17 protein-coding genes are annotated in these 20,687 nt (G+C 74.5%); 11 read left to right on the top strand and 6 right to left on the bottom strand.

Annotation, left to right across the window (positions count from 1 at the left end):
• Positions 1-118: 118 nt before the first annotated feature.
• Together AW16_RS0110470 and glgX are read right to left on the bottom strand one after the other, a co-directional pair.
• The gene (locus AW16_RS0110470) at positions 119-1,774 is read right to left on the bottom strand and encodes an FAD-binding dehydrogenase (protein WP_029290169.1); all 1,656 of its coding nucleotides are present in this window, start codon (positions 1,772-1,774) and stop codon (positions 119-121) included.
• An 11-nt stretch (positions 1,775-1,785) separates the two neighbouring features.
• The gene (glgX, locus tag AW16_RS0110465) at positions 1,786-4,005 is read right to left on the bottom strand and encodes a glycogen debranching protein GlgX (RefSeq protein ID WP_029290168.1); all 2,220 of its coding nucleotides are present in this window, start codon (positions 4,003-4,005) and stop codon (positions 1,786-1,788) included.
• A gap of 112 nt (positions 4,006-4,117) precedes the next feature.
• Here glgX and AW16_RS0110460 point away from each other — a divergent pair, with 112 nt between their 5' ends.
• Positions 4,118-4,906 carry an electron transfer flavoprotein subunit beta/FixA family protein gene (locus AW16_RS0110460; RefSeq protein ID WP_029290167.1) on the top strand — a complete coding sequence of 263 codons (789 nt, stop codon included), beginning with the start codon at positions 4,118-4,120 and terminating at the stop codon, positions 4,904-4,906.
• Positions 4,907-4,949: 43 nt separating this feature from the next.
• On the top strand, positions 4,950-5,945 hold the full coding sequence (locus tag AW16_RS0110455) for an electron transfer flavoprotein subunit alpha/FixB family protein (protein ID WP_029290166.1): 996 nt from the start codon (positions 4,950-4,952) through the stop codon (positions 5,943-5,945).
• A gap of 55 nt (positions 5,946-6,000) precedes the next feature.
• On the opposite strand, the gene AW16_RS0110450 is transcribed toward AW16_RS0110455, so the two are convergent.
• Positions 6,001-6,993, bottom strand: coding sequence for a phosphotransferase family protein (locus AW16_RS0110450; RefSeq protein WP_029290165.1), 993 nt, complete (start codon positions 6,991-6,993; stop codon positions 6,001-6,003).
• A 102-nt stretch (positions 6,994-7,095) separates the two neighbouring features.
• Between AW16_RS0110450 and AW16_RS0110445 the strand changes: the two genes are divergently transcribed.
• From AW16_RS0110445 to AW16_RS0110420, 6 genes are all read left to right on the top strand, one after another.
• On the top strand, positions 7,096-8,277 hold the full coding sequence (locus tag AW16_RS0110445) for a cysteine desulfurase family protein (RefSeq protein ID WP_029290164.1): 1,182 nt from the start codon (positions 7,096-7,098) through the stop codon (positions 8,275-8,277).
• Positions 8,277-9,368 carry a tRNA 2-thiouridine(34) synthase MnmA gene (mnmA, locus tag AW16_RS0110440; protein WP_029290163.1) on the top strand — a complete coding sequence of 364 codons (1,092 nt, stop codon included), beginning with the start codon at positions 8,277-8,279 and terminating at the stop codon, positions 9,366-9,368. The genes AW16_RS0110445 and mnmA overlap by 1 nt, the downstream gene beginning before the upstream one ends.
• Positions 9,365-10,399, top strand: a complete 1,035-nt coding sequence (locus tag AW16_RS0110435) for a hypothetical protein (RefSeq protein ID WP_029290162.1) — start codon at positions 9,365-9,367, stop codon at positions 10,397-10,399. The genes mnmA and AW16_RS0110435 overlap by 4 nt, the downstream gene beginning before the upstream one ends.
• Positions 10,396-10,905 (top strand): hypothetical protein, encoded by a 510-nt coding sequence (locus tag AW16_RS0110430; protein ID WP_029290161.1) that lies wholly within the window; start codon positions 10,396-10,398, stop codon positions 10,903-10,905. Before AW16_RS0110435 ends, AW16_RS0110430 begins: the two co-directional genes overlap by 4 nt.
• Positions 10,906-11,044: 139 nt before the next feature.
• Positions 11,045-13,402 (top strand): NAD-dependent DNA ligase LigA, encoded by a 2,358-nt coding sequence (gene ligA, locus AW16_RS0110425; protein ID WP_034648745.1) that lies wholly within the window; start codon positions 11,045-11,047, stop codon positions 13,400-13,402.
• Positions 13,399-14,193, top strand: a complete 795-nt coding sequence (locus AW16_RS0110420) for a GNAT family N-acetyltransferase (protein WP_051681857.1) — start codon at positions 13,399-13,401, stop codon at positions 14,191-14,193. The genes ligA and AW16_RS0110420 overlap by 4 nt, the downstream gene beginning before the upstream one ends.
• 12 nt (positions 14,194-14,205) lie before the next feature.
• Here the strand turns inward: AW16_RS0110420 and AW16_RS0110415 are convergent, their stop codons facing one another.
• Genes AW16_RS0110415 through AW16_RS0110405 form a run of 3 tightly spaced genes read right to left on the bottom strand, consistent with a single transcriptional unit; the run spans position 14,206 to position 16,857 of the window.
• Positions 14,206-14,928, bottom strand: a complete 723-nt coding sequence (locus AW16_RS0110415; protein ID WP_197021604.1) for an alpha/beta fold hydrolase — start codon at positions 14,926-14,928, stop codon at positions 14,206-14,208.
• Positions 14,929-14,971: 43 nt separating this feature from the next.
• Positions 14,972-15,646, bottom strand: coding sequence for a ThuA domain-containing protein (locus AW16_RS0110410; RefSeq protein WP_029290157.1), 675 nt, complete (start codon positions 15,644-15,646; stop codon positions 14,972-14,974).
• Between the two features lie 32 nt (positions 15,647-15,678).
• Entirely contained in the window at positions 15,679-16,857 is a 1,179-nt protein-coding gene (locus AW16_RS0110405) for an ROK family protein (protein WP_029290156.1), read from the bottom strand.
• Positions 16,858-16,971: 114 nt separating this feature from the next.
• Between AW16_RS0110405 and AW16_RS0110400 the strand changes: the two genes are divergently transcribed.
• From AW16_RS0110400 to AW16_RS0110390, 3 genes are all read left to right on the top strand, one after another.
• The gene (locus AW16_RS0110400; protein WP_029290155.1) at positions 16,972-18,498 is read left to right on the top strand and encodes a sugar ABC transporter ATP-binding protein; all 1,527 of its coding nucleotides are present in this window, start codon (positions 16,972-16,974) and stop codon (positions 18,496-18,498) included.
• On the top strand, positions 18,495-19,544 hold the full coding sequence (locus AW16_RS0110395) for an ABC transporter permease (RefSeq protein ID WP_029290154.1): 1,050 nt from the start codon (positions 18,495-18,497) through the stop codon (positions 19,542-19,544). The genes AW16_RS0110400 and AW16_RS0110395 overlap by 4 nt, the downstream gene beginning before the upstream one ends.
• A 68-nt stretch (positions 19,545-19,612) precedes the next feature.
• Positions 19,613-20,674: a substrate-binding domain-containing protein gene (locus AW16_RS0110390; protein WP_029290153.1), complete on the top strand. Its 1,062-nt coding sequence runs from the start codon at positions 19,613-19,615 to the stop codon at positions 20,672-20,674.
• Positions 20,675-20,687: the final 13 nt, after the last annotated feature.

Here is a 20,687-nt window from a genome sequence, read left to right as displayed (position 1 = left end):
CTGTAGGCGACTCGCACGCTTCCGGATGCCCGGCCCCCGGCGCTCGCGGGGTTGGTCGTCACGTCACCGAACCTATCCGCAGCGCCGGGGGCCGGGCATCCGGAAGCGTGCGAGTCGCCTACAGCGTCGCCGCCAGCGCGCGCCCCGTCGTGCGCCCCGTGAACAGGCACCCGCCCAGGAACGTGCCCTCGAGCGCGCGGTGGCCGTGCACGCCGCCGCCGCCGAACCCCGAGGCCTCGCCGACGGCCCACAGCCCGGGAAGCACGTCGCCTTCGGGGCGCAGCACGCGGCCCTCGAGGTCGGTGTGCAGCCCGCCGAGGGTCTTGCGGGTCAGGACGGACAGACGCACCGCGAGCAGCGGCCCGTGCGCGGGGTCGAGCAGCCGGTGCGGCTTCGCGACGCGGATGAGCTTGTCGACGACGAACTCGCGCGCCCGCGCCGTCGCGATGACCTGCAGGTCCTTGCCGAGGCCGGACGCCACCTGGCGGTCGCGCTCGACGATCGTGCGCTCGAGCGCGTCACCGTCGATCCGGTTCTCACCCGTGAGCGCGTTCATGCGGTCGGCGAGCTCGTGCGGGGTGCTCGCCCACAGGAACTCGTCGGACCGCTCGGCGAACGCCTCGACGGGGCCGACCGCGCCGGGCAGCACGCGCTGCAGGAGCTGCGGGACCGAGCGGCCGGTGAGGTCGGGGTTCTGCTCCGAGCCGGACAGCGCGAACTCCGAGCCGAGGATCGTCTTGTCGAGCACGAACCACGAGTGGTCGTCGCCGCGCGCCGTGATGTGCTGCAGCGCGCCGAGGGAGTCGAAGCCCGGGAACAGGGGGACGGGGAACCGGTTGCCGTCCGCGTCGAGCCACAGCGACGACGGGCCGGGCAGGATGCGGATGCCGTGCCTCGACCACACGGGGGTGTGGTCCGTGATGCCCTCGGGGTAGTGCCACATGCGGTCCTCGTGCACGACGGCGGCGCCGGCCGAGCGAGCCGCCTCGATGCCCGAGCCGTCGACGTGGTCGGGCACTCCCGCGAGCATCCGCTCGGGCAGGCGACCGGCGGAGGCGGGCCACAGGCTGCGGACCAGCTCGTGGTTCGCGCCCACGCCGCCCGTCGCGACGACGACCGCGGCGGCGTCGAGCTCGAACGGCCGCAGGACCTCGCGCGACGAGGGCTGGGCGCGCGCGACGTCGTCGGGGACCAGGACGTCGCCGCGCGCGCCGGTCACGCGCCCGTCCGTCGTCGTCAGCGACGTGACGCGGTGGCGGAACCGGACGTCGACGAGACCCGCGGCGCGCGCGTCGAGCAGCGCCCGCACGAACGGCTCGAGGATGCCGGGGCCGGTGCCCCACGTGACGTGGAACCGCGGCACGGAGTTGCCGTGCCCGTCCGCCAGGTACCCGCCGCGCTCGGCCCACTGCACGAGCGGGAACCAGCGCACGCCCTGGTCGTGCAGCCACGAGCGCAGGTCGCCCGCGGCGAACTCCACGAAGCCCTCGGCCCACGCACGTCCCCAGCGGTCGGAGCCGTCGTCGGCGAACGCGGCCGAGCCGAACCAGTCGGCGAGCGCGAGCTCGGCGCTGTCCCGGATGCGCAGGCGGCGCTGCTCGGGCGAGTCGACGAGGAACAGCCCGCCGAACGACCAGAACGCCTGCCCGCCGAGCGAGGCGGCGGGCTCGGCGTCGAGCAGGGTCACGTGGTGGCCGGCGGCGGTGAGCTGCGCGGTGGCGACCAGACCGGCCAGGCCGGCGCCGACGACCACGACGTCGTGGGGGTGCCTCATGCGACGGCACCCTACGCTCTGGACGATTGTCCAGGAAGCTCCTCGAGCAGGTAGACCCGCAGGCTCAGCGGCTCGAGCGAGGCGGTGTCGCCCGAACCGCAGCGCAGCGCCCCGCCGATCGCCGCGGCGCGCTCCTCGCCGGGCGTCTCCCACACCGAGTCCCATGCGAGCCGCCAACGATCACCCGGCTCGCCGCACAGCGTGACGTCGACGGGCTCGAGCGCCCCGTTGATCACGAGGAGCACGACGTCGCCCTCGTCGGGAGGAGGAGCCGAGCGCAGCATCTGCAGCGTGCGGATCGACGGGTCGTGCCAGCGCGCATGGTCGAACGCGTCGCCGTGCGCGTCGAACCACGCGAGGTCCGGGCGCAGCCCGGGACCGGCCGGCCTGCCCGTGTAGAAGCGCTCGGCCCGCAACGCCGGGTGGTCGCGCCGCAGGGCGAGCAGCCAGCGCGCCGTCGCGAGCAGCTCGCCGCGTCGGCCCGACAGGTCCCAGCGGACCCACGACGTCTCGTCGTCCTGGCAGTACGCGTTGTTGTTGCCGCCCTGCGTGCGGCCCATCTCGTCACCCGCGGTGATCATGGGCGTGCCGGCCGCGAGCGCGAGGGTCGCGAACAGGTTGCGGATGGAACGTCGCCGCAGCGGTGCGATGTCCGCGGCGGGGGAGTCGGGGTCGATCGGCCCCTCGACCCCGTGGTTCCACGACCGGTTGTCGTCGCTGCCGTCGCGGTTGCTCTCGCCGTTCGCAGCGTTGTGCTTGTGGTCGTAGGAGACGAGGTCCGCGAGCGTGAAGCCGTCGTGCGCCGTGACGAAGTTGACCGACGCCGCGGGGCCGCGCACGAGCGGGGGGTCGCTGTGGCCGAACAGGTCCACCGAACCGGACAGCCGCGTGGCCAGGTCGCGCACGCGGTGGCCCGGCAGTCCGTGCGCCGCACGTGCGGGGTCCGCGAGCCAGAACGAGCGCGCGGCGTTGCGGAACCGGTCGTTCCACTCGCCGAACGGCAGCGGGAACTGTCCCGTGCGCCAGCCGCCGGGGCCGACGTCCCACGGCTCGGCGACCAGCTTGAGCCCGTGCAGGGTAGGCGACGCCATGGCCGCGACGAGCAGCGGGTGGTCGGGCGTGAAGCCGCCCGAGTCGCGCGCGAGCGTGACCGCGAGGTCGAAGCGGAACCCGTCGACGCCGACCACGTCGGCCCAGTAGCGCAACGAGTCCAGCGTCATGCGCACGACCTGGCTGCGCCGGAAGTCGAGCGTGTTCCCGGTGCCGGTCACGTCCGCGAGCCGGGCCGGCCAGCCGCCGTCGTGCGCGTAGTAGGTCGTCGCGTCGAGCCCGCGCCACGACAGGTGCTGGCCGGGCAGGCCGCCCTCCGCGGTGTGGTTGTAGACCACGTCGAGCAGCACCTCGAGGCCGGCCTCGTGCAGGGCGTGCACCGTGGAGCGCAGCTCGGCCAGGACCGCCGCGGGTCCTGCCTCTTGGGCGGCGCGGGTCGCGTACGGGGCGTGCGGCGCGAAGAAGCCGAGCGTCGAGTAGCCCCAGTAGTTGGTGAGCCCCTTGGCGACGAGGTGGGGCTCGCTCGCGAAGGCGTGCACGGGCAGGAGCTCGACCGCGGTCACGCCGAGGCGCAGCAGGTGGTCGATCGTCACCGGGTGGGCCAGCCCGGCGTACGTCCCGCGCAGCTCGGGCGGGAGCCGATCGTCGAGCTGCGTCAGACCTCGCACGTGCGCCTCGTAGACCACGGTGCGCGTCCACGGCGTCCACGGTCGGTTGGCGGCCGGGTCGGGGCCGGCCAGGTCGCGCGTGTCGACGACGACCGACCACGGGACGAGGCCCGCCGAGTCCCGGCCGTCGGCCGGGCCGTGGACGTCGCCGTGCAGCTCGTCGTCGACGACGTGCCCGTACGTCGCGGGCCCGTACGTGACCTCGCCGTCGAGACCGCGCGCGTACGGGTCGACGAGCAGCTTGGCCGGGTTGTGGCGCAGGCCCGCCGCCGGGTCCCAGGTGCCGTGCGCCCGGAATCCGTAGCGCTGGCCCGCGCGCACGCCGGGCACGTGCACGCTGAACAGGCCCTGCGCGGGGCCGTCCATGCGGATGCGTCGCTCCGAGCCGTCGTCCTGCAGCAGGCACAGGTCGACCGCGTCGGCGTGCATCGCGAGCACCGCGGCGACGACGCCGTCGTCGGTCACGTGCACGCCGAGGTCGGGTGGCCGGTGGTGGGGGCGGTCGTCGGTCACACGGCCATTGTGCGTGAGGCGTGCGACGGGAGTGTTTCGCGCTCACCTCCCGGCGTGCCGGGATGTGGGACCGGGACGACCGGCGCGTGCAGGCCCGGGTAACGTTCCGGGCGTGAGGATCGTCGTGTGCGTCAAGCACGTCCCGGACATCCAGTCGGACCGCGCCCTGGGCGCCGACGGTCGCGTGGTGCGCGACGGCGGTGACGGAACGCTCAACGAGCTGGACGAGAACGCCCTCGAGGCCGCGCTCGTGCTCGCCGAGGAGGCGGGCGGCGAGGTCGTCGCGCTGACCGTCGGGCCCGACGACGCGGTCGACGCGGTCCGCAAGGGCCTGGCGATGGGTGCGGACGACGCGGTGCACGTCGTGGACGACGCGATCGCGGGCTCCGACGCCATCGGTACGGCGCGCGTCCTGGCTGCGGCGGTGCGGCACCTCTCCCAGGAGCGGCCGGTCGACCTCGTCGTCACCGGCATGGCCGGTCTCGACGGGCTCACGTCGCTGCTGCCCACCGCGCTCGCGGCGCTGCTCGACGTCCCCGCGCTGCCGCTGGCGGCCGAGGTGACGGTGGCCGACGGCACCGTGCGCGTGCGGCGCGAGCTGGATCAGGCCACCGAGGTCCTCGAGGCGACGCTGCCCGCGGTCGTCTCGGTCACGGACCAGACCAACGAGCCGCGCTACCCCAACTTCAAGGGCATCATGGCGGCGCGCAAGAAGCCCGTCACGACGCTGACGCTCGCGGACCTCGGGCTCGCGGCGACCGACGTCGGCGCCGCCGGCGCGCGCACCCAGGTGGTCGAGGCCGCGCCGCGTCCGACGCGCGAGGACCGGGTGCTCATCAACGACACCGGGGACGCGGGCATCCGGCTCGCGGCGTACCTCGTCGACAACCAGCTCGCCTGAGCCGCGCGCTTCCCGCCCGGACCGAGACCCAGGGACCACGAACGTGACCGACACCCTCGTCCTGCTCGACCACGCCGCCGACGGCACCCTGCGCACGCCCGTGCGCGAGCTCGTCACGCTCGCCCGCTCGCTCGGCGGGAGCGTGCAGGGCGTGTGGGCGCTGGGTGCGCCAGACGGCACCGGGGCGCCCGACGGCCCGTCCGACGCGACGCTCGCGGAGCTGGGCGCGCTCGGTCTCTCGCGCGTGCACCGCGTGCGTGCGGACGCGGACCTGCACCTGTCGGCCGCGCTCGCGGAGGTGCTCGCCGCGCTGCTCGACTCGACCGGTGCCGGGCTGCTGCTCGCGACGTCGACGTTCGAGAACAAGGAGGTCGCCGCACGCCTCGCGGTCGCGACCGGCGCGGGCGTCGTGACCGACGCCGACGCGCTCGCGGTCGAGGACGGGCGCCTGGTCGCCGGCAAGACCGTCTTCGCGGGGACGTGGACCACGCGCTGCGCGGTCACGGCGCCGCTCGCGGTCGTCACGGTCAAGGCGAACTCGGTCGTCGTGCAGACGGCCGACGACGGCGGGACGCCCGACGTCGTCGACCACGACGTCGCCGTGAGCGCCGCCGCGCGCAGGGTCACGCTCGTCGAGCGCACCGAGCGTCCCGCGAGCGGTCGGCCCGACCTGGGCAGCGCGCACGTCGTGGTCGCGGGCGGCCGCGGCACCGAGGGCGACTTCTCGCTCGTCGAGGAGCTCGCCGACGTGCTCGGCGGTGCCGTGGGTGCGACGCGCGTCGCGACCGACGAGGGCTGGATCGGGCACGACGCGCAGATCGGGCAGACGGGCGTGACCATCTCCCCGCGGCTCTACATCGGCGCGGGGATCTCGGGTGCGGTGCACCACCGCGGCGGCATGCAGGCGTCCGGGACGATCGTCGCGATCAACTCCGACCCCGACGCGCCGATCTTCGAGATCGCGGACTTCGGCATCGTGGGCGACCTGACGACCGTGCTGCCGCAGGCGTCCGCGGAGCTGCGCCGGCTCAAGGGCTGACGCCCGGACCTCGAAGCGCGCGCCCGCTCCGGTCCACGGCCGGACCGTCGCCGCGTCAGGTCAGGTCGCGGAACCAGCGCAGCGCGGCCGCGCCCTGCGCCGCCTGGAACCGGCGCAGGTTGGGGATCCCGGGCGGCGGAGCCTGCAGCGAGCTCCACACGAAGTAGCCCGCCAGGCCCGCGAGGCCCGCACGCAGCGTGTCGTCCGACACCCCGTCCGACGACGCCTGCGAGCGGAAGATCTTCGCGGGGTCGCCGCCGCCCTGCAGCGCGACGCTCGGCAGCATGAACGCCAGGTCGATCCAGGGCGCACCGACGCTCGCGTGCGGCCAGTCGATGAGCCACACCCGGCGGTGGTCCGGGTCGAGCAGCACGTTGTCCGCACGCAGGTCGCCGTGCACGAGCGCGTCGCCCGACACCGCGGCGAGCGACTCCTGCTCGCACAGCACGAGGCGGTCGAGGTTCGCGAGCGCCCAGCGGCCCAGCTCGCCGCCCCGGTCGGCCGCACGGTCCTGCGCGTCGCGGTCCATCGCCGCGAGCCGGCGCCACCCGGAGAAGTCCTCGGCGAGCTGGTCGTCGGCGAGGCGCAGGTCGTGCCCCGGCAGGGGCTCGGCGTCCGCGAGCCGCTCCATCGCGGCGAGCACCGCGTCGAGGTCGTCGCCGGACCACGGCAGCTCGGGCGAGCGCCCGTGCACGACCTCGAAGCCGAGGATCACCCAGTCGCCGTCGTCGGCCGACCACAGGAGCCGCGGAGCGGGGACCTGCGGGGGCAGGCACGCCGCGACGCGGATCTCGGAGCGTGCCAGGACCGGCGAGTGCGGGTTCTGCTCGGACGAGACTGCCTTGACGAACACTCCGCGGCCGTCCGCGAGCTCGAGCACCGCCGCGAAACCGGGGGAGAACCCGCTCGTCGCGCTGATCTCGGCGGTGACCTGGGCGCCCGCGAGCTCGGTGATCCGGGTGCGCACGTGCCGCGGGAGGTCGCGCCAGTCGAGCCGCTGGCCGCTGAACGCGATCGGCAGCGCGAAGACGTCGTCGTCGGCACTCACGGCGCACATCCTGCCAGGTCGCACGGGGCATCGGCAGCGCACGTCACCAGTCGTGCGCGAGCGCCGTGCCGGGCCCGCACGCCGCGTCCGTAGACTTGCCCGGTGACCGCCTACCTGGACCATGCGGCGACCACGCCCATGCTCCCGGTCGCGGCCCGCGTGCTCGCCGAGCAGGCCGTGCGCACGGGCAACCCGTCGTCCTTGCACGGCTCGGGCCGCGCCGCCCGGCGCGTCGTCGAGGAGTCCCGCGAGCGGCTCGCGGCGGCGCTGGGCGCCAGGCCGTCGGAGGTGGTGTGGACCTCGGGCGGGACCGAGGCCGACAACCTCGCGGTCAAGGGCCTGTTCTGGGCGCGCCGCACGCAGGACCCCGGCCGTCGTCGGCTGCTGGTCTCGGCCGTCGAGCACCACGCGGTGCTGGACCCCGCGTTCTGGATGGCCGAGCACGCGGGCGCGGAGCTGGTGCTGCTGCCGGTCGACGCCGACGGCGTGCTCGACGTCGAGGCGCTGCGCGACGAGCTCGAGCGCAACGGCGACCAGGCGGCACTGATCTCGGTCATGTGGGCGAACAACGAGGTCGGCGCGCTGCAGCCGCTCGACGACGTCGTCGCGCTCGCGCGCAGGCACGGCGTCCCGGTGCACGCCGACGCGGTCCAGGCCGTCGGCCAGGTGCCGGTGGACTTCGCGGCATCGGGGCTCGACGCGCTCACGGTCAGCGGGCACAAGGCCGGCGGTCCCGGCGGTACGGGGGCGCTCCTGGCGCGCCGCGGGCTCGAGCTCACGCCCGTGCTGCACGGTGGCGGGCAGGAGCGCGGCGTGCGGTCCGGCACTCTCGACTTCGCGCTGCTCGCGTCGTTCGCCGCCGCCGTGGACGCCGCGGTCGCGGCCCGGCCGTCGAGCGCGCCACGCCTGGCCGCGCTGCGCGACGAGCTGGTCGCCGGCGTGCTCGGGACCGTCCCGGGCGCCGTGCTGCGCGGCCCGGCCGACGCAGCTCGTCGGCTGCCCGCCAACGCGCACCTCACGTTCGCAGGGTGCGAGGGCGACTCGTTGCTGTACCTGCTGGACTCCGCCGGCGTCGAGGCGTCGACCGGCTCCGCGTGCCAGGCCGGCGTCCCACGTCCGTCGCACGTGCTGCTCGCGATGGGGGTATCGGAGACCGACGCGCGCGGCGCCCTGCGCTTCACGCTGGGTCACACCTCGACGTCCGACGACGTTGCTGCCGTGCTCGACGTGCTGCCCGGCGTCGTCGAGCGGGCCCGCGCCGCCGGTCTCGCGGGGGTGGCGTGATGCGGGTCCTGGCCGCGCTGTCCGGCGGTGTCGACTCCGCGGTCGCGGCGGCGCGCGCGGTCGATGCCGGCCACGACGTCGTCGGCGTGCACATGGCGCTGTCACGCACGCGCGACCAGTTCCGCACCGGCTCGCGGGGGTGCTGCTCGATCGAGGACGCGGGCGACGCGCGCCGCGCCGCCGACGTGCTCGGGATCCCGTACTACGTGTGGGACCTGTCCGCGCAGTTCGAGCAGACCGTCGTCGCCGACTTCCTGCACGAGTACGAGGCCGGCCGCACACCCAACCCGTGCGTGCGGTGCAACGAGCACATCAAGTTCGCCGCGCTGCTCGACAAGGCCGTCGCCCTCGGGTTCGACGCCGTGTGCACCGGGCACTACGCGCGCGTCGTCGTGCGCGCGGACGGCACGCGCGAGCTGCACCGCGCGCTCGACGCCGCCAAGGACCAGTCCTACGTGCTCGCCGTGACAGGCCCCGAGCGGCTCGCGCGCTCGATGTTCCCGCTCGGCGAGGTCGCGTCGAAGGAAGAGACCCGCGCCGAGGCGGCCGCGCGCGGGCTGTCGGTCTCCGCGAAGCCCGACTCGTACGACATCTGCTTCGTCGCGGACGGCGACACGCAGGGCTTCCTGCGCGAGCGGCTCGGGTCGCGTCCGGGAGACGTCGTCGACACGGCGGGCAACGTCGTCGGCTCGCACGACGGTGCGTACGCGTACACCGTCGGTCAGCGTCGCGGGCTCGCGCTCGGCCGCCCCGCCGACGACGGACGGCCCCGGTACGTGCTGTCCATCGAGCCCGTCGCGAACCGGGTGGTCGTCGGGTCGGCCGACGAGCTCGCGGTGCGCTCGGTGACGGCCGACCGCGCGGTGTGGTTCGAGGCGCCGGACGAGCCGCTCGCGTGCCACGTGCAGGTGCGCGCGCACGGAGCACCCGTCCCGGCCGTCGTGCGGACCGTCCGCGATGACGTCGAGGTGGTGCTCGACGAGCCGCTGCGCGGCGTCGCCCCCGGGCAGTCGCTCGTGGTCTACGCGGGTTCCCGGGTGCTCGGGCAGGCGACCGTCACCGGTGCACGTGCGCTCGCGGGGACGCGGTGACGGGAGTCAGCGGCGCCGGGCGCTGGCCCGGGGTCGACGTGCTCGAGGCGCAGACGGTCGTGGTCGGTGACCTCGCGGACGCGCACGACGAGGTCGACGGCCTGCCGTTCGCGGTCGAGCTGCCCGAGCGCGGAACGCACGCCGCGGGGGTGGGGCGCGCGGCCGCGCGGCTCGTCGAGATGCCGACGGAGATCGGGCCGCACGGGTGGAAGCTCGCCGACCGGCCGGGTGCCGACCTCGCGCGGGCCCAGGCTCTCGCCCGCGAGGACCTCGACGCGCTCGCCGTCGCCGCGCACGGGTACGCCGGGCCGCTCGTCGTGCCCGCGCTCGGGCCGCTGACCCTCGCCGCGCGGCTCTACCTCGCGCGCGGTGACCGCGTGCTGACGGACCCGGGTGCGGTGCGCGACCTGGCGGACTCCGCGGGCGCCGGGCTCGCCGAGCACGTCGCCGCCGTGCGGCGCACCGTGCCGGGCGCGGAGGTCACGGTCCTGCTGCACGAACCGCTGCTCGCGCAGGTCGTCGCGGGCGTGCTGCCGACGTTCTCCGGCTTCGCGATGTCGGGCGGCGGGGCGATGCGTCCCGTCCGCGGACCCGTCGCGGCCGAGAGGCTCGGTGGCGTGCTGGACCCCGTGCGAGCTGCGGGCGCGGTCCGCGTCGTCGTGCACGGTGGCGCCTCGTGGACCGCGCTGCGGGTCGTGCGCGAGGCGCGCGCCGACGCCGCCGCGCTCGAGGTCGGTGGCCTCGACGAGCGCGCGTGGGAGCACGTGGCCGAGACGGTCGAGGCCGGGCTCGGGCTCTGGGCGCAGGTGCCGCCACCGGCGACCTCGCAGTGCGCGGGCGACGACGTGGTGGGCCAGGCGGACGCGCTCACGCGCCCGTGGCGGTCGGTCGGGCTGCCGGTCGCGGGGCTGGGGGACGTCGTCGTGCTCGCACCGCGCGTGCCCGACGGGACATCGCCCGACGACGCGCGCGGCGCGCTCGCGGGGACCGTGCGGTGCGCACGGATCGTGGCAGAGAGGGCGCAGCGGTGACGCAGGACGACGAGCAGGGACGTGTCGGGCGGTCGGTCGGGCCGGAGGCCGGGCGGTCGGACGGGCCGGAGGTCGAGGCGACGGACGGGCCGGGAGCGAGGGCTGCGGCAGGACACGAGCCCGCGGTGCAGGGCGGCGACGACCAGGACGAGCGGCGGCGGCGCGTGCGCCGGGCTGCGGCGATGCTCGCGGCGACCGGGCTCGCGATCGTCGGCCTCGTGCTGCTCGTCGTCGGCTGGCTGACCGTGGCCTCGCACACGCTGGCCGCCACGAAGGACCACTCGGTGCCGTGCCTCGTCGCGGTCAACGACGACGCTCCGCACTCGAAGGTGCGCTACGACGTGCTGCCGGCGCGCTCGGTGTGCACGTGGCAGGACGGCGACGAGGTGCGCTCGGTGGTGATCGCGCAGGCGTCCGGGACGCTGACGACCGTCGCGGTGACGTTCGCCGTGGTGGGTGTCGCCGGGACGCTCGCGCTCGTGCTCACGGGCCGCCGACGTCGCTGAGCGGCGGCGCGGGACGGCGCGGGCCGACGGGGCCGACGGGGGCCTGATGGGGCCTGACACTGCCTGACAGAGGCCGGTGTGGACCGCTGCGGCTCGGCCGGTGTCGGCCGGTGTCGGTGGGGCGCGACATGATGTCCCGGTGAGCGACGAGACCGAGCCGCAGACCCCCGCCCCCGACGCCGCACGTGCCCGGTGGGCCGAGCTCGCGCAGGCGCTCGAGGCGGACCAGTTCGCGTACTACGTGCGCGACGCGCCGAGCTCGTCGGACGCCGAGTACGACGCGCGGATGCGTGAGCTCGAGGCGCTCGAGGACGAGCACCCGGACCTGCGCACGCCCGACTCGCCGACCCAGCGCGTGGGCGGGACGTTCTCGACCGAGTTCACGACCGTCGACCATGTCGAGCGCATGCTCTCGCTCGACAACGCGTTCTCCGACGACGACCTGGCGGCCTGGCAGCAGCGCGTGCTGCGGGACCTCGGCGACGCCGCCGAGCCGCACTACCTGTGCGAGCTCAAGATCGACGGCCTCGCGATCGCGCTGCTGTACGAGAACGGGCGGCTGGTGCGCGCCGCGACGCGCGGTGACGGACGCACGGGCGAGGACGTGACGCTCAACGTGCGCACCATCTCGACGATCCCCGCCGTGCTCGCGGGGGACCCGGCCGAGCATCCCGAGCTCATCGAGGTCCGCGGCGAGGTGTTCCTGCCGGTCGAGGCGTTCGCCGAGCTCAACGCGTCGCAGGTCGCTGCGGGCAAGGCTCCGTTCGCCAACCCGCGCAACGCGGCGGCCGGCTCACTGCGGCAGAAGGACCCGCGCGTGACGGCGGGGCGTGCGCTGCGGATGTACGCGCACGGGATCGGCGCCCTGCGCTGGGGGGCCGCGGGCGAGCAGCGGGGGATCGAGCGGCAGTCGCAGGTGTACGACCTGCTCGCGGGCTGGGGCGTACCGGTCTCGTCGCACACGCGCGTGCTCGACGGGCTCGACGGCGTGACGGAGATGATCGCGTACTACGGCGAGCACCGGCACGACGTCGAGCACGAGATCGACGGCATCGCCGTGAAGGTCGACGAGATCTCGCTGCAACGGCGCCTGGGGGCCACGAGCCGCGCGCCCAGGTGGGCGATCGCGTACAAGTACCCGCCCGAGGAGGTGAACACGCGCCTGCTCGCGATCGAGGTGGGCGTCGGGCGCACCGGCCGGGCGACGCCCTTCGCGGTCATGGAGCCGGTGTTCGTCTCGGGCAGCACGGTGCGCCAGGCGACGCTGCACAACCAGGAGGTCGTCAAGGCCAAGGGCGTGCGCATCGGGGACATGGTGGTGCTGCGCAAGGCGGGTGACGTCATCCCCGAGATCGTCGGCCCGGCCCCGCAGGCACCCGATGACGACGTCCCCCGCGTGACGTGGCACATGCCGAAGGACTGCCCCGAATGCGGCACACCGCTGCGACCCATGCGAGAGGGGGACATCGACCTGCGGTGCCCCAACGCTCGCTCGTGCCCCGCGCAGGTGCGTGGACGCCTCGAGCACATCGGGTCACGCGGCGGCCTCGACATCGAGGCGCTCGGCGAGGTGACGGCCGCAGCGCTCACGCAGCCCGAGGTGCCCGCCGACCCGCCGGTGCCCACCGAGGCCTACCTCTTCGACCTCGTGGGCTACGACGCCGACGCCCCGGCCGACGAGCGCGATCGCGTGCGTGCCGCGAGCCTGACGCTGCTCGCCCAGGTCGAGGTCGTCGTGCGCGATCCCGAGACCGGGCTCCCACGCCAGGACGACGACGGCGTGGTCCGTACGCGGGCACCGTTCCGTCGCCAGCTCAAGCACTCGCGCGCGGCGGTGGCCGCGGCGCAGGAGGCAGGTGAGGAACTGCCCGAGTGGGAGGCGTCCGAGGCAGCGCGCACGTTGCTCGACGAGCTGGACGCCGCGAAGTCCAAGGACCTGTGGCGCGTGCTCGTGTCGTTGAGCATCCGCAACGTCGGACCGACGGCCGCACGCGCGCTCGCGACCGGGCTCGGGTCGATGGCCGCGCTGCGCGAGCTGCTCGAGGACCGGGAGACCGCGCTCGCGCGCCTGTCGCAGCTCGACGGCATCGGGCCCGTGATCGCCGAGTCGATCGTCGACTGGTTCACCGGCCCGGAGCACGGGTGGCACGTCGAGATCGTCGACCGCTGGGCCGCCGCGGGCGTGGTCATGCGCGACGAGCAGGACGAGTCGACCCCGCGCACGCTCGAAGGGCTCACCGTCGTGGTCACGGGCAGCCTCGAGCGGTTCAGCCGCGACGGTGCCAAGGAGGCGATCCTGGTGCGCGGCGGCAAGGCGGCCGGGAGCGTCTCGAAGAACACCGACTACGTGGTGGTCGGGGAGAACGCCGGTTCGAAGGAGACGAAGGCACGGGACCTCGGGCTGCGGATCCTCGACGAGGCCGCGTTCGAGGCGCTGCTCGCGGGCGGCCCTGCGGCGGTGGGCGACGTCGCCGACGACACGTCGTCGGCGACGTGACCGCGCGGGCACCGGGGGCACAGGTCGAGGCCGCGACCTGGCCGCCGCTGCGGACCGTGGTCACGAGCGGCGGGTGGCGCGTCGGGCTCTCGGGCGGGCTGACGCGACGCGCGAACAGCGCGCTCGTCGCGGACGACGTCGGGCGGCCGGTCACGTCGCGCCCCGAGGCGGCCGCGCAGCTCGACGAGGTCGAGGCCGTGTACGCGTCGGCGGGCCTGACGGCCACGGTGCGCACCCGCGCACGCACCGGTTCGGCGCTGGGCGACGAGCTGCAGCGGCGCGGGTACCGGCTCGTCGCGAGGTCGCTCGTGCTCGCCCGTCCGGGCGTCCCGCGTGGCGGGGCTGCCGGTGGTGGGGCCGCCGGTGCCGGTGCCGGTGCCGGTTCGGAGACGGGCGACCTCGAGCTGATCGTCGAGGACGAGCCGACCACGGCATGGGTCACCGGGTGGCTCGGCGTGAAGAGCGCGGCTGCGGACGTCGGCCTCGCGCGCGACATCGTCGCGGGCGCTCCGGCGTGGTACCTCACGGCGCGCCGGGACGGCGGGGCCGTCGGGGGCATCCGCGTCGCCGTCGCGGACGGCTGGGCGGCGCTCTCGTGCCTCACCGTCGTACCGTCGGCACGCCGGCTCGGCATCGGGCGCGGGCTCACGCTCGCCGCCGTCGCGCTCGCGGCGGACCACGGCGTGCACGACGTCTTCCTGCAGGTCGAGGCCGCCAACAAGGGCGCGACGGCGCTCTACCGCACCCTGGGGTTCGAGCACGTCGACGAGTACCACTACGCGGAGCTGTGACGCCGTCGGCCGTCAGCCGCCGAACACCTCCGGCAGCGAAGCGACGAGCTCGCGGGGATGGCTGAACCACACGGAGTGCGCCGCACCGGGGATGCTGCGGACGCGCACGCCGCGGTGCTCGAGCGCCGCGGCCTGCTCGTCGGACACGTAGTCGCTCGGGTCGGCGCGCACGACGACTGAGCCCGCGGTCGGGGGCCACGACCCTCCGGGGGCCGACGAGACCGCGGCGGCCGTCGCCGGGTCGAAGCGCTCGGCGGCGACGCCTTCCACGAGGCAGTCGCGCGCCGTGTAGTGCGGCCGTGTGCTGCGCAGCCGAGCCGCCGTGCGACGCGCGCGGTCCTGCTCGTAGAGGGCGAGCACCTCGCGACGGTCCCGGCCCCCGCGGGTCGTGGAGGGCGCGTCGACGTACACCGCGAGGCCGGGCCTCAGGGCCGGTGCGGCAGCCGCGAGCACCAGCCCGCCGAAGGAGTGCCCGATCGCGACCGACGGCGGCTCGTCGACGAGCCTCGTCACGGTGGACACGACGGCGTCGGCCGCGCGCTCGACGGTCAGCCCCGGGTCGCGGTCCGAGAGGCCGTGGCCGGGCAGGTCGAGCGCGAGCACGCGGTAGCCGCGTGCGACCAGGAGCGGGACGAGCCGCCACCAGCTCGCACCCGAGCCCATCATCCCGTGCAGCAGCACGGCCGCCCCGCGGGTACCGGTGGCGGGTCCGTGCTCGGCGACGTGCAGACGCATCCTCACATCGTCGTCGACATCGTCGTCGAGGATCTGCGGGTCGTCAGCGCGGCGCGGCATCGGATCGCTCGTCGCGCGCGGCCCAGAGCATCCCGCGCTCCAGCATGGTGCGCACCGGCGGCAGCTCGAGGTCGGCGAGCTGGTGCCCGGGCGTGCACACGAAGACGCGCCCGTGCCCCCAGCGGCGCGTCCACACCGCCGGGGACGTCACGGGCTCGTGCCACGGGTCGTCCGGGCCGGGCGTGATCGTGGTGGTCGCCAGGACGTCGTTGAGCGGGTCGGACAGGAGCCAGTACTGCTCCGAGCGCAGCTCGAAGTCGCGCACGCTGGCCATGATCGGGTGCTCCGGCGCCACGACGTCGATCGTGTGCTCGACGATCCCGCCGGGATGCGCCGCGAACTGCGCGCCGACCATCTGCAGGTAGTCCGTGGCGACGCGGAACGAGTCGACGATGCCTCCGTGCCACCCGGCGAAGCCGGTTCCCGCTGCGACGGCGGTGCGCAGGCCGCGCAGCTCGTCGGCGAGGACGTCGCCCATGGTCCAGCACTGCACGACGAGGTCGGTCGCCGCCATGAGCGGCGCGTCGGCGTACGCCTCGAGGCTGTCCTCGACGGTCACGTCGAAGTGCTCGCGCAGGAACGGCAGGAACAGGTCGGTCGCCTCGGCGGGGGCGTGCCCGTCCCAGCCTCCGCGCACGACGAGTGCTCGACGGGTCACCTTCGTCCTCCTCGACTGCGGGGTGGTGGGGGTCAGACCGCGATGGCGTCGATCGCGGCGGGGGAGAGCACGTGGTCCGCGGCCATCGCGCTCGCGCCCAGGACGCCGGCGCGGCCCATCGTGCGGGACGCGACGATGCGCAGGTGCTGCGTGGCGAGCGGGAGAGATCGGCGGTAGACGACCTCGCGGATGCCGGCGACGAGGTGCTCGCCGGCCTCCGCGACCTGGCCGCCGATGACGATGACGGAGGGGTTGAGCAGGCTCACGCACGCCGCGAGCACGCCGCCGATGTGGCGGCCCGCCTCACGGACCGCGTGGCTCGCGGCGAGGTCGCCGGCTCGGACGAGCGCGACGACGTCCGCGCCCGTGCTCGCGTCGGCGCCGTCCGCCGCGAGGACGGCAGCGATCGCCGGGCCGCCGGCGACCGCCTCGAGGCAGCCGGTGTTCCCGCACCGGCACGGCAGGTCGGGCCCGTCGGCGACCGCGATGTGCCCGAGGTCGCCCGCGGAGCCCTGGGCTCCCCGGCGGATCTGGCCGTCCATGATGATCCCGGAGCCGATGCCGGTCGCGACCTTGACGAACAGCAGGTGGTCCGTCCCGGGCCACTGGCTCGAGTGCTCGCCGAGCGCCATGACGTTGACGTCGTTGTCGACGAGGACCGGGACATGCAGCCGTGCGCCGAGGATGCCGGGCACGTCGGCGTCGTCCCACCCGGGCATGATCGGGGGGTTGATGGGCCGCCCGGTCGAGTGCTCGACCGGGCCGGGCAGACCGACGCCCACGCTCACGAGGTCGTCGGCGCGGCCCGTCTGCTCGAGGAGCTTGCGGCCGCGGTCGACGACGGTGCCGAGTACCTCGCCCGGGCCGTCGGCGATCGCGATCTGCTCGGCGTGCTCGGCGAGAACCTCTCCCGCGAGGTCGGTCACAGCGAGCCGCGCGTGGGTCGCGCCGAGGTCGACCGCGAGCACGACGCGTGCGGCGGGGTTGAAGCGGAACGTCGCGGGCGGCCGGCCGCCCGTGGAGGTCGCCTCGCCCGCCGGGCTGACCAGGCCGGACGCGAGCAGGACGTCGACGCGGGCCGCGATCGTGGAGCGCGACTGGCCGGTGAGCGCGACGAGCTCGGCGCGCGTGCGGGGCGTCCCGTCGCGCAGGAGCTGGAACATCTCGCCGACCCCGGTGGGCCGGGTCGCGAACTTGGTCAGCTCGTCCATGCGCACAGTGAACCACTCTCGCTCGGCGACTTATGACCGCACCCCGCAGCGGCTCTGGTCGAGGTTAGACAACTTTTGCTTGACGCGCGACAGAAGTCCCCCTAGTTTCGTCACATGGTCGACGAGGACCCCACAGCAGCCGGCGTGCTCCTGACGATGCGCGGCATCGTCAAGCAGTTCCCCGGTGCGCGTGCACTCGACGGCGTGGACCTCGAGATCCGCGCCGGCGAGGTGCACTGCCTGCTCGGGCAGAACGGCGCGGGCAAGTCCACGCTCATCAAGGTGCTCGCGGGGGCGCACCAGCCCGACGAGGGCGAGATCCTGCTCGACGGTGCACCCGTGCGCATCGGCGGCCCGGTCCAGGCGCTCCGGCTCGGGGTCGCGACCATGTACCAGGAACTCGACGTCGTGGACGGCCTGTCGGTCGCCGAGAACGTGTTCCTCGGCCACGAGCTCGCGAGCGGGGGGTTCTCCCAGCGCCGCGCCGCGACCGCGCGCACACGGTCGCTGCTCGCACGGCTCGGGCACGCGGACCTCTCGCCGCACCGCGAGGTGGGCCGCCTGTCCGCCGCGGGCAAGCAGGTCGTGAGCATGGCGCGTGCCCTCTCGCACGACGCACGGGTCATCGTCATGGACGAGCCGTCCGCGGTGCTCGACGCCGAGGAGGTCGCCAACCTGTTCCGGGTGGTGCGCGACCTCACCGCGCAGGGCGTCGCGGTCGTCTACATCTCGCACCGGCTCGAGGAGATCCGCCAGATCGGCGACCGGATCACGGTGCTCAAGGACGGCCGCACGGTCGCCTCGGGCCTTCCGGTCGCCACGACGAGCACCGACGAGCTCATCCGCCTCATGACGGGCCGCAGCGTCGAGTACGCGATCCCGCGACGCCCACCGGTCGCCGACGACGCCGCGACGGTCCTGCACGTCGAGGGTCTCGCGCTGCGTGGCGCGTTCGAGGGCGTCTCCTTCGACGTGCGCGCGGGGGAGGTCGTCGGCCTCGCGGGCCTCGTCGGCTCCGGCCGCTCGGAGATCCTCGAGACCGTGTTCGGTGCCCGACGCGCGAGCGCCGGGACCGTGAGCGTGGACGGGACGGAGCTGCGGGCGGGCTCGGTCGGTGCGGCGGTGCGTGCCGGCATCGGGCTGTGCCCCGAGGAGCGCAAGAGCCAGGGCCTGCTTCTCGACGAGCCCGTCTACCGCAACATCACGCTCTCGACGTTCGCCCGCACGGCCACGGCCGGCTTCCTCGACGAGCCCGCCGAGCGGCGCGTCGCCGACGAGCAGGTCCAGGCCCTCGATGTGCGCCCGGCCGACCCGGGCCGCGCGGCCCGCACGCTCTCCGGCGGCAACCAGCAGAAGGTCCTGCTCGCGCGATGGCTGGTGCACGGGTGCCGCGTGCTGCTGCTCGACGAGCCCACGCGCGGCGTCGACGTCGGTGCCCGCGCCGAGATCTACGCGCTGGTCGCGCGCCTGGCCGCGAGCGGGGTGGCGGTCGTCGTCGTGTCGAGCGAGATCGAGGAGGTGCTCGGCCTGGCCGACCGCGTCCTCGTCGTGTCCGAGGGGCGCGTGGTCCACGAGGGGCCGGCGTCGCAGATCGACGAGCACCGCGTGCTCGACCTGGTCATGGAGGGGAGTGCCGCGTGAGCGAGCAGGACGTGAGGGCACAGGTGCCCGCGGCCGACGAGTCGGCGCGCGTCGAGGACGAGGCGCGCACCGGTGCGCGCCGCGGTGTGCTGCACGGTGCGACGGGCCGCAACCTCGGCCTCGTCATCGCGCTCGTGCTGCTGTGCGCCGTGGGCGTCGCGACGGCCGGGGACCGGTTCGTCAGCACGAGCAACATCCTGACGATCCTGCGGCTCGCCGCGGTGATCGGGGTGCTGAGCATCGGCATGACCTTCGTCATCACCGGAGGCGGGATCGACCTGTCGGTCGGCTCGGTGCTCGGGCTCGCGTCGGTGTGGGCCAGCACCGTCGCGACGCAGACGATGGCCAAGGACACCCACTGGGTCGTCATGGTCGGGTGCGCGCTGCTCGTCGGCGTCGCCGCGGGGCTCGTCAACGGGGTGCTCATCGCGTACGGGAAGGTGGTCGCGTTCATCGCGACGCTCGCGATGATGGTCTCCGCGCGCGGCCTCGCCGAGATCATCGCGAACCGCCAGACGCAGGTGGTGAGCGTCCAGGGCTTCCTCGACTTCTTCCGCGCCGACGTGCTCGGTGTGCCGATGCTCGTGTGGATCTTCGCCGTCGTCGCCGTCGCGGGCTGGGTGGTGCTCAACCGCACCACGTTCGGACGGCGCACGATCGCCGTCGGCGGCAACCCCGAGGCCGCGCGGCTCGCGGGCATCGACGTCCGCCGCCACACGATGTACCTGTACGCGCTGGCCGGGCTCACCGCGGGCATCGGCGCCGTGATGATGCTCGGTCGCACCACCGCGGGCAGCTCGACCAACGGCATGTACTACGAGCTCGACGCGATCGCCGCGGTGGTCGTGGGCGGCACGCTCCTGTCGGGTGGCCGCGGCACGATCGTCGGCACCGTCCTGGGCGTGCTCATCTTCTCCACGCTCACCAACGTGTTCACGCAGAACAACCTGTCCATCTCGGCGCAGGCGGTGGCCAAGGGCGTGATCATCGTCGCCGCCGTCCTGCTGCAGCAGCGCATCGCCGAGCGGTCCCGCGCCGGCACCTGACGGGACCAGACCTGCGCACGCCACATCCCTACCGAACACCCGTGCACGACCGATCAAGGAGGATCGTCATGTCCGCACTCCCGCTGCGCCGCCGGTGGCTCGCCGCCGCCGCGGGCGCCGCAACGCTCGCGCTCGTCGTCACCGGCTGCACGTCCAACGACCCCGAGGCCGACCCGACGAGCGGCGGCACGCAGGCCGTCCAGCCCGGCGGCACGAGCGACAACGACGCCCCGGGCGACAAGGTCGTCATCGGCTTCTCCGCTCCCGCTGCCGACCACGGCTGGATGGGTGCGATCACCAAGGCCGCCGTCGCCGAGGCCGCGAAGTACCCCGACGTCGAGCTCAAGCAGGCCGAGGGCACCAACGACGTCAACGTCCAGATCAGCCAGATCGAGCAGTTCATCAACGACAAGGTCGACGCGATCGTGCTGCTGCCCTTCGACGGTGCGGCGCTCACCGAGGTCGCGACGAAGGCGATGAACGCCGGCATCAAGGTCGTCAACGTCGACCGGGAGTTCGCCGACGCGAACGCCGCCCGCACGACGATCCTCGGTGACAACTACGGCATGGGTGTCAGCGCCGGGCAGTACATCTGCGGGCAGCTGGGGGGCAAGAGCGACGCCAAGGTCGCCGAGATCGCGGGCATCGACTCGCTGCCGCTGACCCAGGACCGCAGCAAGGGCTTCGCCGACGCGCTCGGCAAGTGCGGACTGAAGGTGTCCAACCGCGTCGCGGCCGACTTCACGGTCCAGGGCGGCGAGGCCGCGGCGGCCAGCCTGCTGCAGGCGGCACCCAAGCTCGACGCGATCTGGAACCACGACGACGACCAGGGCGTCGGCGTGCTCGCGGCGATCGAGAACGCGGGCCGCGACGAGTTCTTCATGGTCGGCGGGGCCGGGTCCAAGAACGTCATGGAGGCGATCAAGGCCGACAACACGGTGCTCAAGGCGACCGTCATCTACCCCTCCACGCAGGCGGCCGACGGCATCAGGCTCGCCCGGCTGCTGGTGCAGGGCAAGGCGATGAGCGACCTCGTCGAGGTCGAGGTACCGCGCAAGATCCAGCTCTTCGCACCGGTCGTGACCAAGGACAACGTGGACCAGTACCTGCCCACCGCCTTCACGTCCTGAGGTTCGCGTCCTG

The sequence above is a fragment of the Cellulomonas sp. HZM genome (assembly GCF_000708885.1).
Lineage (GTDB): Bacteria > Actinomycetota > Actinomycetes > Actinomycetales > Cellulomonadaceae > Cellulomonas.
Note: the sequence above shows the minus strand (reverse complement) of the source record. Positions and strands in the feature narration are given on the sequence as shown.